The organism is Acinetobacter sp. YH12151 (assembly GCF_013418355.1).
Taxonomy (GTDB): domain Bacteria; phylum Pseudomonadota; class Gammaproteobacteria; order Pseudomonadales; family Moraxellaceae; genus Acinetobacter; species Acinetobacter pseudolwoffii.
The window spans coordinates 1-12230 of sequence record NZ_VPCG01000056.1; the positions used below are offsets into that span (position 1 = coordinate 1).

A 12230-nucleotide genomic window follows, 5' to 3' on the forward strand; every position below is an offset into this window, starting at 1 on the left:
CTTCATGTACCACCATCATTTTAAAGGCGAAGCTATAATCACGTTGTGTGCGCTTAACTCGTTGTTCTCGTGCATGTTCCATAAAATAAGTCTCTTAAGGTGTAAACTTATTTCAGGACGGGACAAAATTTACTCATAAAAAAGCCCTGAGTCTAACAGGGCTTTTTTTTGTGAAGATTCTTTTAAAAATCGTCATCACTGGATGGATCACGATGCAAGGCATCATGAATCGCTTCGATCAGCTGCTGGGCAATTTCCTGCTTGGAGGCTTTTTCCAGATCACGCTTATCCATCTGATACTGTTCGGCAAAAAATACGGTCATGGCATTTTCATCCGATGCAAAACCGATATCGGCACGTGAGACATCATTGCAGGCAATCATATCCAGTTTTTTCGCGACCAGTTTGCCCGCGGCATATTCTTCAATATTGCGGGTTTCCGCCGCAAAACCGACCATAAACGGACGTTTCTCTTGCTGGGCGATGGTCGCAACAATATCCGGATTTTTCACAAGCGCCACATTCAGCTCATCGCCAGATTTTTTAATTTTGTGTTCTGCAACTTCCGCCACGCGGTAATCCGCCACCGCAGCAGTTGCAATAAAAATATCACAGCCATCTTCCAGCATCTGCATGCTTTCATTGAGCATTTTTACGGCAGAACTGACATTTTTGCGTTTGACGCCATTTGGTGTATCCAGAGTCACTGGCCCTGCAATCAGGGTCACATCTGCCCCAGCGGCATAACAGGCAGCTGCCAGAGCAAAGCCCATTTTACCGGTACTGTGATTGGAAATATAACGTACCGGATCAATCGCTTCACGGGTTGGACCTGCGGTGATGGTGACACGTTTACCCGCAAGCTGACCAAATTTTTCTGCGATCGCACGCTGTGCTTGATGGAAATATTCTGTGACTTGTCGTGCCAGATCTTCCGGCTCAGGCATACGGCCTAAACCCACATCGCCACAGGCTTGAGATCCGGCATCCGGCATGATCACATGCACACCATCTTCAATTAAAGTGGCCAAGTTGCGTTGTGTTGGCTTAGCTGCCCACATTTGCTGGTTCATGGCAGGCGCTACCCAGACCGGTGCCTTGGTCGCCAGATATAAAGTACTGAGCAAATCATCTGCCAGACCTGCTGCAAACTTTGCCAAGGTGTCACAACTTGCAGGTGCAACCAGTAACAGATCCGCCCAACGTGCCAGCTCGATATGCCCCATACCTGCTTCCGCTTCAGGATCCAGTAATGCCGTATGGACCGGATTGCCTGATAAGGCTTGAAACGTTAAAGGTGTAATAAAAGCCTGTGCCCCTTGGGTCATCACCACCCGCACATTAAATCCGGCATCTTTCAGACGACGAACCAGAATCGCACTTTTATAGGCAGCAATGCCGCCAGTCACAGCTAAAATGATATTTTTATGAGGAATTACACTTACGTCGAAGCTCACAAACAGGCTACCTTTCTGTTGCAGTGGGGCTCACAATAGCATTAAATAACCGCATTCCCAAGAGATCGGTTTGCGGGAAAACTGATAATTCATAATAAATAAGTCTAATAACTATGCAATTTTCTATTAAAAACTGGCCGGAACAAGAACGGCCGCGAGAACGCTTAATTCAATATGGCGCAGAAAGTCTGTCCGATGCCGAGCTACTGGCCATCTTTCTTCGTTCGGGCTCCCAGCAACATTCCGCAGTCGAACTTGCCCGACTCTTGATTCAGCATTTCGGTCATCTCACTGCCTTACTGGATGCACCTTTACAGGAAGTCAGCCAGTTTCATGGCATGGGCATCAGTAAATATACCCAACTCATGGCCGTCAAGGAACTCGGACGGCGTTATATTTCCGAACATCTGAAACAGGATGCACTGGAGCTCAATAATTCCAAACGGTTACGGGATTATTTACGTTTTGAACTGCTCGGTGAAACTCAGGAAGTGCTTGCAGTGCTGTGTCTGGATGCCAGTTTAAGAAAAATCAGCTTTAAAAAACTGTTTTATGGCTCTGTGAATGCATGTGATATTTCGATTAATCAATTACTGCGCTATGCAATTACCCAACAGGCAACCTCAATTGTAATTGCGCATAATCATCCACTCGGCCGGGCCTATCCCTCTCCAGCAGATCGGCATCTGACTCGCCAGATTCAGCAAGCCTGTCAACTGGTCGATATTTATTTAATCGACCACTGTATCATTGACCTAGAGGGCAGTTTTTCTTTTGCCGAGCAGCAACTCATTCAACCCGAAATACACAGGTGATTAGCACTTGACAAAGCTGGCACAAGTCAAGAAGATCATGAAAAAACTGTGATGATTCCAATAAATGATTGTACGTGACCAGCCAAGTCTTTTTAAATTGCTGTTTTCCTGGCGAGGTACAATTTTGCCGAAAGTTTTGCCACCTTTAGGCGTAGTGATGTTGATCTCGGCCATTATCGGTGGCTTGTCACATATTGGCTCTTTTCATTTTCCAGAATTACCCCTGGTCGGCTTTACCCTGATTGGAGTGGTACTGTCGATCTTTCTCGGATTTAAGAATTCGGCCTGTTATGACCGCTGGTGGGAAGCCCGCAAACTCTGGGGTATTCTGATTGCCAATTCACGACATTTTGACCGGGATTGCCGGATGCTGTCTCAAGGTCGCCGTGAACGTGTAATTCAGCACGTGATTGTCTTTGCCAATGTTCTCCGTGACCGGCTACGCCATCAGACAGCCAATCCGACCGAACTGGTTGAAACCAGCGGCATGAGCCAGCAAGCTGTGACCCAGCTCTATCAACAGGCCAACGCGCCGCAATATACCTTAAGCCTGATTCAATGGGAGTTAATGCAGGCGCTCAAAGAAGGTGAAATCTCAGACATCATCTATATGCAGATGAATAATCACGTGGCGGAGTTGAGTATTGTCCAGACTGGTTGTGACCGGATTGCGACGACGCCTTTACCTTTTGCCTATTCAGTCTTGCTGAATCGTACCGTCTATTTTTTCTGTTTTATTTTGCCCTTTAGCCTGGGTTCAACATTAGGTTTATTTACGCCTTTACTGGTCGGTATTTTAGCTTATACCTTTTTAGGACTAGATGCCTTAAGCTCAGAAATTGAAGAACCTTTTGGCACGCAAAGTAATGATTTGCCACTCGATTCGATGGTACGTACCATTGAAATTGAACTCTTAGGCACATTAGGCAAACCAACCCCACCACCGATTCAGGCCAAAGATCATAACCTACTGTAATTTATTTTTCTCTTGCCCTTTTCTATCAGCAAAGGGCACTTCTGCTTTGCAAGAACAAAGTTCGAGTAAAGCACTCAATCAACAAAACTCTCCCAAATCCCGACTTGTCCCGGTTTTAGGCTCGGCACATTCCCGAGTCTGATCCATGGCATATGGTCGCCATGAAAGTCACTGCCAATCGAAACTTTCAGACGATGCTCCGCAATCATCCGATCGACCATCTGGCGAGTAGAACTTGGATCTACCGCTGGCGGCAGTTCAACGGCGTCGCCACCAAACTTGGCAAAGATCTCGATCAGGTAACGAATGTTGGTCGCAGATAGGTCATATTTGGTCGGATGTGCCAGCACCGCAAAACCGCCACTTTCATGAATCACCTGAACCGTGTCTTCAAGACTCAAGCCATCAAATTTGACATAGGCTTTCTTGCCTTCCTTGATGTACTTATCAAAAGCCTGTTGCGGGCGAGTCACAATACCTTTTTCTACTAAGGTTTTGGCAATATGCGTCCGTGTTACCCGATCAGGGATATTATCGACTTTGACCAGTACATCGGCATAAATATCCTGACCAATTAAAGGAATCAGTAAGTCACAGATCTGTTTCGAGCGTTCCGCCCGGATTTTCTTCTGCTGATTGAGGGCTTTTTGTAAAGGCTCAGGATTTTGCATATTCAGTGCAACAATATGCACGCCATAATTTTTCTTGGTGGCTGGACGTGACCACTGGCTGGAGATTTCCACCCCAGAAATGATCTTAATCTCATGATTTTTAGCGGCTTCTTGTGCCAGTTCCAGGCCATCCATAGTGTCGTGATCTGTCAATGCCAAAGTATGCACCGATTTCTCTACGGCAGCCTCGACCAATTGCTGTGGAGTTAAAGTTCCATCAGAAATATTGCTATGTGTATGTAAATCTACGCCGTGCATCTCTATACTATGACATTTATTTAATCAGATTTAGATACTCTAACATGAAAGCACTTTTAGACTTTGTGCCACTCATTATTTTCTTTTATTTATATAAAACTGTAGATCCAAAAGACACTGACCATCAACTTTTGCAATTGATCGGTTCTGCGGGGGGTGTCGACAATAATAATATTCTTGTGGCAACCACTGGTCTGATTATTGCTATGCTGGTGGTCTATGGTGCGTTATTTGTCATGCAAAAATTCCGCCTGGATAAGCAGCAATGGATTGTGCTGTTTATGACCGTGATTTTTGGTGGGATCACTCTGATGCTGAGCGATGATTTTTATATCCGTTTAAAGGCGGTATTGCTGAATCTGGTCTTTGCCGGCGTATTCCTGCTGTCGCCTTGGTTTAGTAAAGATAAAAAGCCACTGATTCAGCGTCTGTTTGGTCCGGTTTTCAACTTAAGTGAAAAAGGCTGGATCAAACTGAACTATGCCTGGGTCGCCATGTTTGCACTGATGTCATTTTTACATACCTTCTTTGCCTACTTGTGGCTGGATGGAAAATATTGGGGCGAATTCACGGCATTCGGTGACATGATCGTGATGTTTTCCTTTATCATTATCCAGTTTATTGTATTGCGTAAATACTTTAAGACTGCTGAATAAATCCAACTACAAACAATTGAGAATCATCATGCCATTATTTGTCGTTAGCTGTACCGATCAGGAAGGTACAGTGGAGAAACGTCTTGCCATTCGTCCACAACATCTTGCCCGCTTGCAAAAGCTGAATGATGAAGGCCGTCTGATTGTTGCAGGCGCGATGCCGAAAGATCCGAGTAATCCACAAGCCGGCTTTTATGGTAGTACCATCATTGTCGATTTTGACAGCCGTGAAGACCTGGATACCTGGCTAGAGGATGAACCCTTCCTGAAAGAAGGTGTATATGCACAGATTGATGTGAAACCGTTTAACAAAGCATTCCCTCAAGGATAAGGTTTATGCGTGTTGTTCTTGCCAGTGTTATTGGCCTCTGTTGTACCTTTCATTCTGTATGGGCAGTAGAAGTTGCCACAGTTCAGACAACACCAAACAGTGTCGCCGCTGCTGCTGTACAAGCTGCGGTCGCAACCCCCACTGCTACGCCAAAACCTGCAATTATCCCTGTGGTTGCAACAGCATCTCAAGCCCTTCCGGCAACTGGAAATAAGCCACTGACTGCTGAAGAACTTGCCAGAAATAAAGCTCAGCAAGACGCCAAAGTAAAAGCTTTGGTGAAGGATCAGGCGACGCGTCTGCAACAGCTGGAAAAAGCCAATCTGGAAGCGTTAGCACAAAATCAGGAACTACAGCTCAGAAATGACAATCTTGGCGTGCAAGTACAGGTTTTACAAAGCGAACGCAGTGCGCAGATGTTCCTGTATGGTGCTGCCACTTTGGCCGTGGGCGTTTTGCTGGGCTTTCTGATTGCCAGTTACGTTTATACCAAGCGTCGCCGTCAATGGTAATCTATTCCCCTTTCGGACTTATTTAAGGTTGTAGTCGTTTTGTCGCATGCAATTCAAACCGCCGATCTCGATTGGCAATTGGTGGATGGCATTGAAGTGCCTGTCTCTAAACAGTTTGGCGATGTTTATTTTTCTAAAGACAATGGTTTGCTGGAAACCCGCCATGTTTTTTTAAATGGCAATGACCTGCCGACCCGCCTGACTGACTTAAAACCGTTTGAATATTTTTGTGTGGGCGAAACCGGCTTTGGCACAGGCCTGAATATTCTGGCGTTATGGCAGCTCTGGCAACAGACCCGTCCGGACAATCACAGTCATTTGCATGCGATTTCAGTGGAGAAATTTCCGCTCTCTAAACCCGATCTGATTCGCGCTTTAAATGTCTGGCCTGAACTCAAGCCATTGGCAGATCAACTGATTTCCCAATATCCGATGCCAATTGCAGGCTGCCACCGTTTAAGCTTCCCTGAACAACGTTTCTCAATCGACTTGTGGCTTGGAGATGCCCATGATGTATTTCCCATCATGGAAAAAACCGCACCTGTGAATGCATGGTTTCTGGATGGTTTTGCGCCGTCTTGTAATCCAGACATGTGGGAAGAAAATGTTTTAAATAATATTGTGCGTTTATCCGAGATTGGCACCACTTTCGCTTCTTTTAGTGTCGCAGGTGTCCTGAAACGTGGCCTAAATAACCATGGGATTTCCATTTCACGTCCAAGAGGTTTTGGACATAAACGTGAAATGCTCAAAGCCATCTGGAAGCTATCTGAACCAGCCAATTCGGGTGCAGATCAGGATATTACTCAAAAAAAAACAGCATTAAATCCTGAGCTTGAATTTAACGTACGCCAGATTGCGGTTATTGGTGCCGGAATCGCAGGTTTAAGTGCTGCCTGGGCCTTTGCGCAGCGTGGCCACCAAGTCACGATTTACGATCAATCAGCGCCACTTGCTGGTGGTTCTGGTAACCCGCTTGCGCTCCTGAACCCAAAACTCTGCCCGATTGAGCAGAGTGCAGAACATTTAATGACCTTGGCTTGGCAACATGCCCTGACTCATTATGCAAAATTCAAAGCCTTTCGACCGATTCAGGTCAGTCAATTGGCACTCAAACATCCTGAAACTCTTTTAAGTCTGGCAAATGAATATCCAGCACATATTCTTTCAGTGCAAACGGCGGATGAGCAGAAACTGCATACTGAATATTCAAGTTTAAAACTTTTAGCAGCAGGAACTATTTCTCCGCATCAATTGCGTGATGAAATTTTACAGCATCCGAATATTAAATATATCCAAGCAAAAATCACCAAAATTGAGCAGCTATCTCAACCCAAACTTTTTGAAAATGAAAATTGTTTGGGTCAGTTTGATCATGTGCTGGTTTGTAGCGCGCGCGAGACAGCACAATTCTTTGAGCATTATCCGGCACTCAAGCCAATTCGTGGACAAGTGAGCTGGCTAAACAATAGCGCTCAGCCTTTAAGCAAAGATACTGCTTATAACTACGGTGGGTATTGTATGCAACTGGATGATACACATTTAATTCTCGGTGCATCTTTCCATCCCGGCCGGGAGGATACAGAGGTGCTCCCAGAAGATCATGCACATAATCATGAGCTGCTCCAGAGCGTCTTTCCAGATTATGCCGCGTCATTAGCACCGATGGACACCTGGCAAGGCCGTGCAGCGCTACGTGCCCAAAGTCAGGATTACTTTCCTTTACTCGGTAAAATGCAGCCTGAACAGGAAATTTATAGTTTTGCCGGTCTAGGCTCCAAAGGCTTTTTATTTGCACCCCTTTGTAGTGAAATTCTGGCCGCCCAGATTCTGGGTGAAGCCTGTCCTGTTCCGGCAAGTCTGGTTAAAAAACTCAGCGTGAGCCGCTTTCAAAAGAAAGTAAAAACCAAGAAGCCTTATTTTAAGCCACAAATTTAATTACCCTTTTGCATGAATCCCTCTAAGTCCCCCTTTTTTAAAGGGGGACTTTTTTATACTTTTATGAATAAATAGAATGCCTGTAGCTCCTCCCTTTAGAAAAGGGAGGTTGGGAGGGATTAAATTTCAGCCAATAAAAAAGCGCCTTGCGGCGCTTTTTTTTAACAGAATGCTTATGCACCCTGTTCAAGCGGTAAGCCTGCATCACGGGCGGCACGAGTACCCCCCATCAGAATGACATATTCACGTGAACTGTCAAAACCCTCTAGTTTTTCAGCAGCACGTGGAGCTTTACTACCCCCACCACACAAGATGTAAATGGGTTGATCCGCTGACACCTGAGTTAGGCTCTCTGCTGAAAGATCGTTAATGGGCTGATTCACCGCCCCTTTCACGTGTGCTTCAGCAAAAGCACTTGTATCGCGTACATCCCAGATAATTGCATTTTCTGGGAACTCAAATGTTGTAATTTCTTGTTTACGGATCATTGCGCACTCCTTTGATGTAAACAACACTTGGCAAATGAAGAAAACATCCCTAGCATCTCAGATATTCTTTCCATTTGTAAAGGTCTAAACCATGCCTTCTTTCGATATTGTTTCTGAATTAGAAATTTTTGAAGTAAATCATGCAGTTCAAAACACGCAAAAAGAAATTGCGACCCGCTTTGACTTCCGCGGTCAGGACGTTTCTATTGAACTGAATGAAAAAAACAAGGAAATCAAGATTTCGACTGAAAGTGATTTCCAGTGTGAACAAGTGTATAGCATGCTCGAAAGTCATTTCTTTAAACGCAAAGTTGATATTCAGGCACTCGATCCACAGAAAATGACCGCTTCTGGTAAAAACGTGATTCAGGTGATCAAGCTCAAAGACGGTCTTGACTCTGATACCGCAAAAAAAATCAATAAAGCCATTAAAGAAAGCGGCATTAAAGCGCAATCTTCTATTCAGGGTGACAAGATTCGTGTAACGGACAAGAAGCGCGACACTTTGCAACAAGTGATGACCTTCTTAAAAGAACAGCAATTTGGTCTGCCTTTACAGTTCAATAACTTTAAAGATTAAGACCGCACAGTGTCTTAAAGAAGGAATTATGACGCATCGCAATCGACTGACCAAACTGGTAAAAGCTACTTCCAGACTACCTCAAGCTATTCGTAGTACTTTATTGAGTAAAACCTTTGGTCGGATTATTCCCATGGTAGGTTCTGCCAAGATTCGCTATGTAGAACTCAGTGGGGAAAAAGTGGTGGTCACAATCGCCAACCATAAAGCCATGCAAAACCATATTGGTCAGGTACATGCCTGCGCCATGGCCTTAGTGGCAGAAACTGCGACCGGCTTTGTGACAGCAATGAATGTGCCGGATACCGCGATTGTATTAATCAAAAGTTTGAAGATTGATTTTAAACGTCCGACCAAAGGCGCCATGACTGCAGTCGCTACCTTGACGCCGGAGCAACAAGCACTCATGCAAAGCTCCGATAAAGGCGAAACATTGGTTCAGGTCACGGTCACGGATGAATCCGGTGAAACGCCGATTCAATGTGAAATGCTCTGGGCCTGGATTGCCAAAGATCAGCTCAAGCAATCATAATTCTTTCTACGCAAGAAAAATCCCAGAGATGATCTCTGGGATTTTTTTTATATCTCATTCAATCATTGGGCTGCTTGAGACTCTAAAAACTTCTGTTTGGCTTCCTCTGGAATCAGACGCTTATTGCCTTTTACATCGACCGCGACAAAAGTAAATACTCCTTCTGTGACACGAATCGGCGCACGTGAATCATCATGACTGTCCCAGACTTCAATTTCCATCTGAATAGAGGTCTTGCCAACTTTTAAAATCTGGGTATAACAGCTAATGACATCCCCGACTTTCACTGGAACCAGAAAGGTCATCTGGTTAATCGAAATCGTGGCACAACGTCCCTTTGAAAATCGTTCTGCGTGAATCGCGCCTGCCAAGTCCATTTGTGAAACGATCCAGCCACCAAACACATCACCACTCCAGTTGGTATCTGCAGGCATTGCGATCGTTTGTAGGGAAAGAATCCCCTCTGGTTTTACTTGAGAATCTGACACATTCACTCCAGGCATTTGAATTAGGGTTGGGTATTTAACTGCTGATCAAGCCATTTTTGTAGTTCGCTTGATCGTAATGCACCGCTTATTCTAGCAATTTCGTTGCTTTTATTCATCAACACCAGCGTCGGAATACTGCGAACATTAAATGCTGAACTTAAGCGCGGATTCGCTTCGGTATCAATTTTTGCAAAAACCACGTTTGGATATTGCTGCGCGACAGTCGCAAAATGCGGTGCCATCATTTTACAGGGGCCACACCATCCTGCCCAGAGATCAATCAGGATTGGTAAATCACTATGGGTGACAAACTGGCTGAAATTCTGCTCATTTAATTCAATTGGCGCCAATGGAATCAGGGCCTGATGACATTGACCACAGGCAGGGTTGGCGGTGAGTTTATCTTCAGGAACACGATTTTTGGCCTGACATTCTGGGCATACAATAATCATCTAGCGTACTCCAATATGTTGATGTAGGAATTCTAATTGGGTTGAAACGGCTTTTTCAAACCATTCACCATGATAAATATCAAAATGCCGGATATTCCACTCCTGATATTGTACAAACGGTGCAAGATTGGTCACGGTTTCGCGACTGGATTCAATCGGAATTAAACTATCCAGTTTTGCTGCAATAAACAGCACAGGAATGGTGATTTTTCTAACTTGCTGAATCGGGCGATAACGCATTAAATTAAAAAAGACCCGCGCAGGAATTTGACCACTCCAATAATAATCCGGATTCACAATCGACAGATAACCCTTGTAGCTGTCCTGTGTCGGCATAAAACACAGCTCGTAAGGATCGACCACCGGCAAGGTTTTGGGCTGCATACCGACCTTGCTTCCCATATAGTCCTGACTAGAAACCTTAAGTGCCTTGGGGAGTTGCTGCAAAGGATAAAGCCTGGCACTTTCAGCCCCATCGACAAAAGGGACCTGTACCATTGCGGCCTGAATATTTTTCAGTTCTGCTGCCAGGGTGAGTACATGCCCTCCGCTTAAGGCAGTTCCCCAGAGCACGATCCGTTGACTGTCAATCGACTTACGTGCCTGAATATGCTTGATCATGGTTCGCCAGTCATCCAGCTGGGCAGAAATCGAGACCAGCTCACGCGGTCGCCCGGTACTGCCGCCCCAATAGCGATAATCGAATAACACCACCGCATAGCCGGCACTGGCAAAATGCTGGGCATAGTGCACCAGTTTAAATTGACGTAAGGCCGCCAGACCATGGGCCATCAAGATCACGGCCGGTTTTTCTATATTTTTAGGCCGATAAAAATCTGCAGCAATCACATCCTGACCGCTTTTTACATACAGTGGCTCAACTGTATAAGCCTGCATACGCGCTCCATTGCGTTATCTTATGGTGATCATCATTTATAAAAATTTCACAACAGCTTCAGCATGTTTTCCGCTTAATGCTATCATAAAGCATATCGATATAAATGAAATGATGGAGTGGCGTCATGAGCGAAAATGTAGGCTTTGCTGGTCAAATTGGTCCGGAACACGTGACTCAGGTGGTCGAGAAAGGTTTTAAATCTATTATCAATAACCGCCCGGATATGGAAGGTGGTTCTGAGCAGCCGACCAGTGCACAAATTGAAGAAGCTGCACGCAGTGCCGGTCTGGATTATGTCTTTCAGCCTGTCGTCGCTGGTCAGATTACTGAGCTCGATGTACGTACTTTTGCCAATCATTATAATGAATTACCGAAACCTATTCTGATGTTCTGCCGTACTGGAAATCGCTCAAATAATTTATATCAACTGGCAAAACAGATGGACCTGCTGGATGACTAAGTCTTTTTGGAAAATTGTAGTACTGGCAAGCTGTTTAAGTGTCAGCTCACTTGGTTTTGCCGCAAATGATCTCAGCCGTGCAATGACCTCTTCGCTGAGTGTGTCAGGTGAAATGACATTAAGCAAGTTTCAGCAATTGATTCAGCAAGGTTTCAAATCTGTGATTGTAAACCGGCCGGATCAGGAAACTGGCAATAATGTCACGGTGAGTCAATTACGCTCCATTGCGGAGAAATCTCAAGTGAGTGTGATTTATCAGCCTGTGGTGAGTGGTCAGCTTTCTCAGGCCAATATTGAGGAATTTGCTCGATATTATAATGAGCTACCTAAACCTATTTTGATGGTTTGCCGGAGTGGTACACGTTCAGCGACCTTGTTTAACCAGGCTAAATCTCAAGGATTGATTCATGAATAAAATCTTAGTGGTGTTATGTCTGAGCTTGACCTTTATCGGCTGTAGTTCAATGAACTTGAAGCCAACTGTAGGCGTAAGTGTGGGAACTACTCTATAAGGTTCTGAGCAAATGAGAATGGCGCTCTTTGCGCCATTTTTTTTATATGATAATCTTCAAATAGTAAAACTATATTCTTTAGGACTTACGCATTGACGGATTCAAAAAAGTATTAAAATACTTTATAAAGTATCTGTGATCAGACGAATTAAACATGCTTCTACAGCAACTTGTACATTACCCATTTATATGGGCTTTCTCATGAC

Annotated in this window: 16 protein-coding genes; 10 read left to right on the top strand and 6 right to left on the bottom strand. The window is 44.7% G+C overall.

Annotation, left to right across the window (positions count from 1 at the left end):
- Positions 1-182 precede the first annotated feature (182 nt).
- The gene (gene coaBC, locus FTU82_RS14160) at positions 183-1457 is read right to left on the bottom strand and encodes a bifunctional phosphopantothenoylcysteine decarboxylase/phosphopantothenate--cysteine ligase CoaBC (protein ID WP_005098105.1); all 1275 of its coding nucleotides are present in this window, start codon (positions 1455-1457) and stop codon (positions 183-185) included.
- A 113-nt stretch (positions 1458-1570) separates the two neighbouring features.
- On the opposite strand from coaBC, the gene radC reads away from it, so the two are divergent.
- Together radC and FTU82_RS14170 are read left to right on the top strand one after the other, a co-directional pair.
- On the top strand, positions 1571-2272 hold the full coding sequence (radC, locus tag FTU82_RS14165) for a DNA repair protein RadC (RefSeq protein WP_180101497.1): 702 nt from the start codon (positions 1571-1573) through the stop codon (positions 2270-2272).
- 64 nt (positions 2273-2336) lie between these two features.
- Positions 2337-3248 carry a bestrophin family protein gene (locus tag FTU82_RS14170; RefSeq protein ID WP_005168648.1) on the top strand — a complete coding sequence of 304 codons (912 nt, stop codon included), beginning with the start codon at positions 2337-2339 and terminating at the stop codon, positions 3246-3248.
- A gap of 74 nt (positions 3249-3322) precedes the next feature.
- On the opposite strand, the gene FTU82_RS14175 is transcribed toward FTU82_RS14170, so the two are convergent.
- Positions 3323-4177 carry a PHP domain-containing protein gene (locus FTU82_RS14175; protein ID WP_005098107.1) on the bottom strand — a complete coding sequence of 285 codons (855 nt, stop codon included), beginning with the start codon at positions 4175-4177 and terminating at the stop codon, positions 3323-3325.
- Between the two features lie 44 nt (positions 4178-4221).
- Between FTU82_RS14175 and FTU82_RS14180 the strand changes: the two genes are divergently transcribed.
- Genes FTU82_RS14180 through mnmC form a run of 4 tightly spaced genes read left to right on the top strand, consistent with a single transcriptional unit; the run spans position 4222 to position 7614 of the window.
- On the top strand, positions 4222-4833 hold the full coding sequence (locus tag FTU82_RS14180; RefSeq protein WP_005168649.1) for a septation protein IspZ: 612 nt from the start codon (positions 4222-4224) through the stop codon (positions 4831-4833).
- Positions 4834-4861: 28 nt separating this feature from the next.
- Complete coding sequence (locus FTU82_RS14185) at positions 4862-5164, top strand: YciI family protein (protein WP_005098111.1); 303 nt, start codon at positions 4862-4864, stop codon at positions 5162-5164.
- Positions 5165-5169: 5 nt separating this feature from the next.
- Positions 5170-5676: a hypothetical protein gene (locus FTU82_RS14190; protein WP_005168651.1), complete on the top strand. Its 507-nt coding sequence runs from the start codon at positions 5170-5172 to the stop codon at positions 5674-5676.
- 39 nt (positions 5677-5715) lie between these two features.
- A complete protein-coding gene (mnmC, locus tag FTU82_RS14195) occupies positions 5716-7614 on the top strand; it encodes an FAD-dependent 5-carboxymethylaminomethyl-2-thiouridine(34) oxidoreductase MnmC (RefSeq protein ID WP_180001507.1) in 1899 nt (632 codons plus the stop codon).
- A gap of 173 nt (positions 7615-7787) precedes the next feature.
- Here mnmC and FTU82_RS14200 read toward each other — a convergent pair whose 3' ends face one another.
- Positions 7788-8102 (bottom strand): rhodanese-like domain-containing protein, encoded by a 315-nt coding sequence (locus tag FTU82_RS14200; RefSeq protein WP_005098114.1) that lies wholly within the window; start codon positions 8100-8102, stop codon positions 7788-7790.
- A gap of 91 nt (positions 8103-8193) precedes the next feature.
- On the opposite strand from FTU82_RS14200, the gene FTU82_RS14205 reads away from it, so the two are divergent.
- A complete protein-coding gene (locus tag FTU82_RS14205; protein WP_005098115.1) occupies positions 8194-8682 on the top strand; it encodes a YajQ family cyclic di-GMP-binding protein in 489 nt (162 codons plus the stop codon).
- 28 nt (positions 8683-8710) lie between these two features.
- Complete coding sequence (locus tag FTU82_RS14210) at positions 8711-9214, top strand: DUF4442 domain-containing protein (protein WP_005098116.1); 504 nt, start codon at positions 8711-8713, stop codon at positions 9212-9214.
- Between the two features lie 62 nt (positions 9215-9276).
- Here the strand turns inward: FTU82_RS14210 and FTU82_RS14215 are convergent, their stop codons facing one another.
- From FTU82_RS14215 to FTU82_RS14225, 3 genes are read right to left on the bottom strand one after another with little or no spacing between them, the layout of a single operon-like run.
- Entirely contained in the window at positions 9277-9717 is a 441-nt protein-coding gene (locus FTU82_RS14215) for an acyl-CoA thioesterase (protein WP_218944670.1), read from the bottom strand.
- A gap of 5 nt (positions 9718-9722) precedes the next feature.
- On the bottom strand, positions 9723-10154 hold the full coding sequence (trxC, locus tag FTU82_RS14220; RefSeq protein ID WP_180001508.1) for a thioredoxin TrxC: 432 nt from the start codon (positions 10152-10154) through the stop codon (positions 9723-9725).
- Positions 10155-11051: an alpha/beta hydrolase gene (locus FTU82_RS14225; protein ID WP_180001509.1), complete on the bottom strand. Its 897-nt coding sequence runs from the start codon at positions 11049-11051 to the stop codon at positions 10155-10157.
- Positions 11052-11176: 125 nt separating this feature from the next.
- On the opposite strand from FTU82_RS14225, the gene FTU82_RS14230 reads away from it, so the two are divergent.
- Positions 11177-11512: a TIGR01244 family sulfur transferase gene (locus FTU82_RS14230; protein WP_005098133.1), complete on the top strand. Its 336-nt coding sequence runs from the start codon at positions 11177-11179 to the stop codon at positions 11510-11512.
- Positions 11505-11927, top strand: coding sequence for a beta-lactamase hydrolase domain-containing protein (locus tag FTU82_RS14235; RefSeq protein ID WP_100329847.1), 423 nt, complete (start codon positions 11505-11507; stop codon positions 11925-11927). The genes FTU82_RS14230 and FTU82_RS14235 overlap by 8 nt, the downstream gene beginning before the upstream one ends.
- The last annotated feature ends 303 nt before the right edge of the window (positions 11928-12230 follow it).

What these genes read in the sequence shown, in the direction of transcription:
- radC (WP_180101497.1), top strand. Translation starts at nt 1,571, where the DNA reads ATGCAATTTTCTATTAAAAACTGGCCGGAACAAGAACGGCCGCGAGAA.
- FTU82_RS14200 (WP_005098114.1), bottom strand. Translation starts at nt 8,102, where the DNA reads ATGATCCGTAAACAAGAAATTACAACATTTGAGTTCCCAGAAAATGCA.
- FTU82_RS14175 (WP_005098107.1), bottom strand. Translation starts at nt 4,177, where the DNA reads ATGCACGGCGTAGATTTACATACACATAGCAATATTTCTGATGGAACT.
- FTU82_RS14235 (WP_100329847.1), top strand. Translation starts at nt 11,505, where the DNA reads ATGACTAAGTCTTTTTGGAAAATTGTAGTACTGGCAAGCTGTTTAAGT.
- FTU82_RS14180 (WP_005168649.1), top strand. Translation starts at nt 4,222, where the DNA reads ATGAAAGCACTTTTAGACTTTGTGCCACTCATTATTTTCTTTTATTTA.
- FTU82_RS14215 (WP_218944670.1), bottom strand. Translation starts at nt 9,717, where the DNA reads ATGCCTGGAGTGAATGTGTCAGATTCTCAAGTAAAACCAGAGGGGATT.
- trxC (WP_180001508.1), bottom strand. Translation starts at nt 10,154, where the DNA reads ATGATTATTGTATGCCCAGAATGTCAGGCCAAAAATCGTGTTCCTGAA.
- FTU82_RS14230 (WP_005098133.1), top strand. Translation starts at nt 11,177, where the DNA reads ATGAGCGAAAATGTAGGCTTTGCTGGTCAAATTGGTCCGGAACACGTG.
- FTU82_RS14210 (WP_005098116.1), top strand. Translation starts at nt 8,711, where the DNA reads ATGACGCATCGCAATCGACTGACCAAACTGGTAAAAGCTACTTCCAGA.
- FTU82_RS14185 (WP_005098111.1), top strand. Translation starts at nt 4,862, where the DNA reads ATGCCATTATTTGTCGTTAGCTGTACCGATCAGGAAGGTACAGTGGAG.
- FTU82_RS14190 (WP_005168651.1), top strand. Translation starts at nt 5,170, where the DNA reads ATGCGTGTTGTTCTTGCCAGTGTTATTGGCCTCTGTTGTACCTTTCAT.
- FTU82_RS14170 (WP_005168648.1), top strand. Translation starts at nt 2,337, where the DNA reads ATGATTGTACGTGACCAGCCAAGTCTTTTTAAATTGCTGTTTTCCTGG.
- FTU82_RS14225 (WP_180001509.1), bottom strand. Translation starts at nt 11,051, where the DNA reads ATGCAGGCTTATACAGTTGAGCCACTGTATGTAAAAAGCGGTCAGGAT.
- FTU82_RS14205 (WP_005098115.1), top strand. Translation starts at nt 8,194, where the DNA reads ATGCCTTCTTTCGATATTGTTTCTGAATTAGAAATTTTTGAAGTAAAT.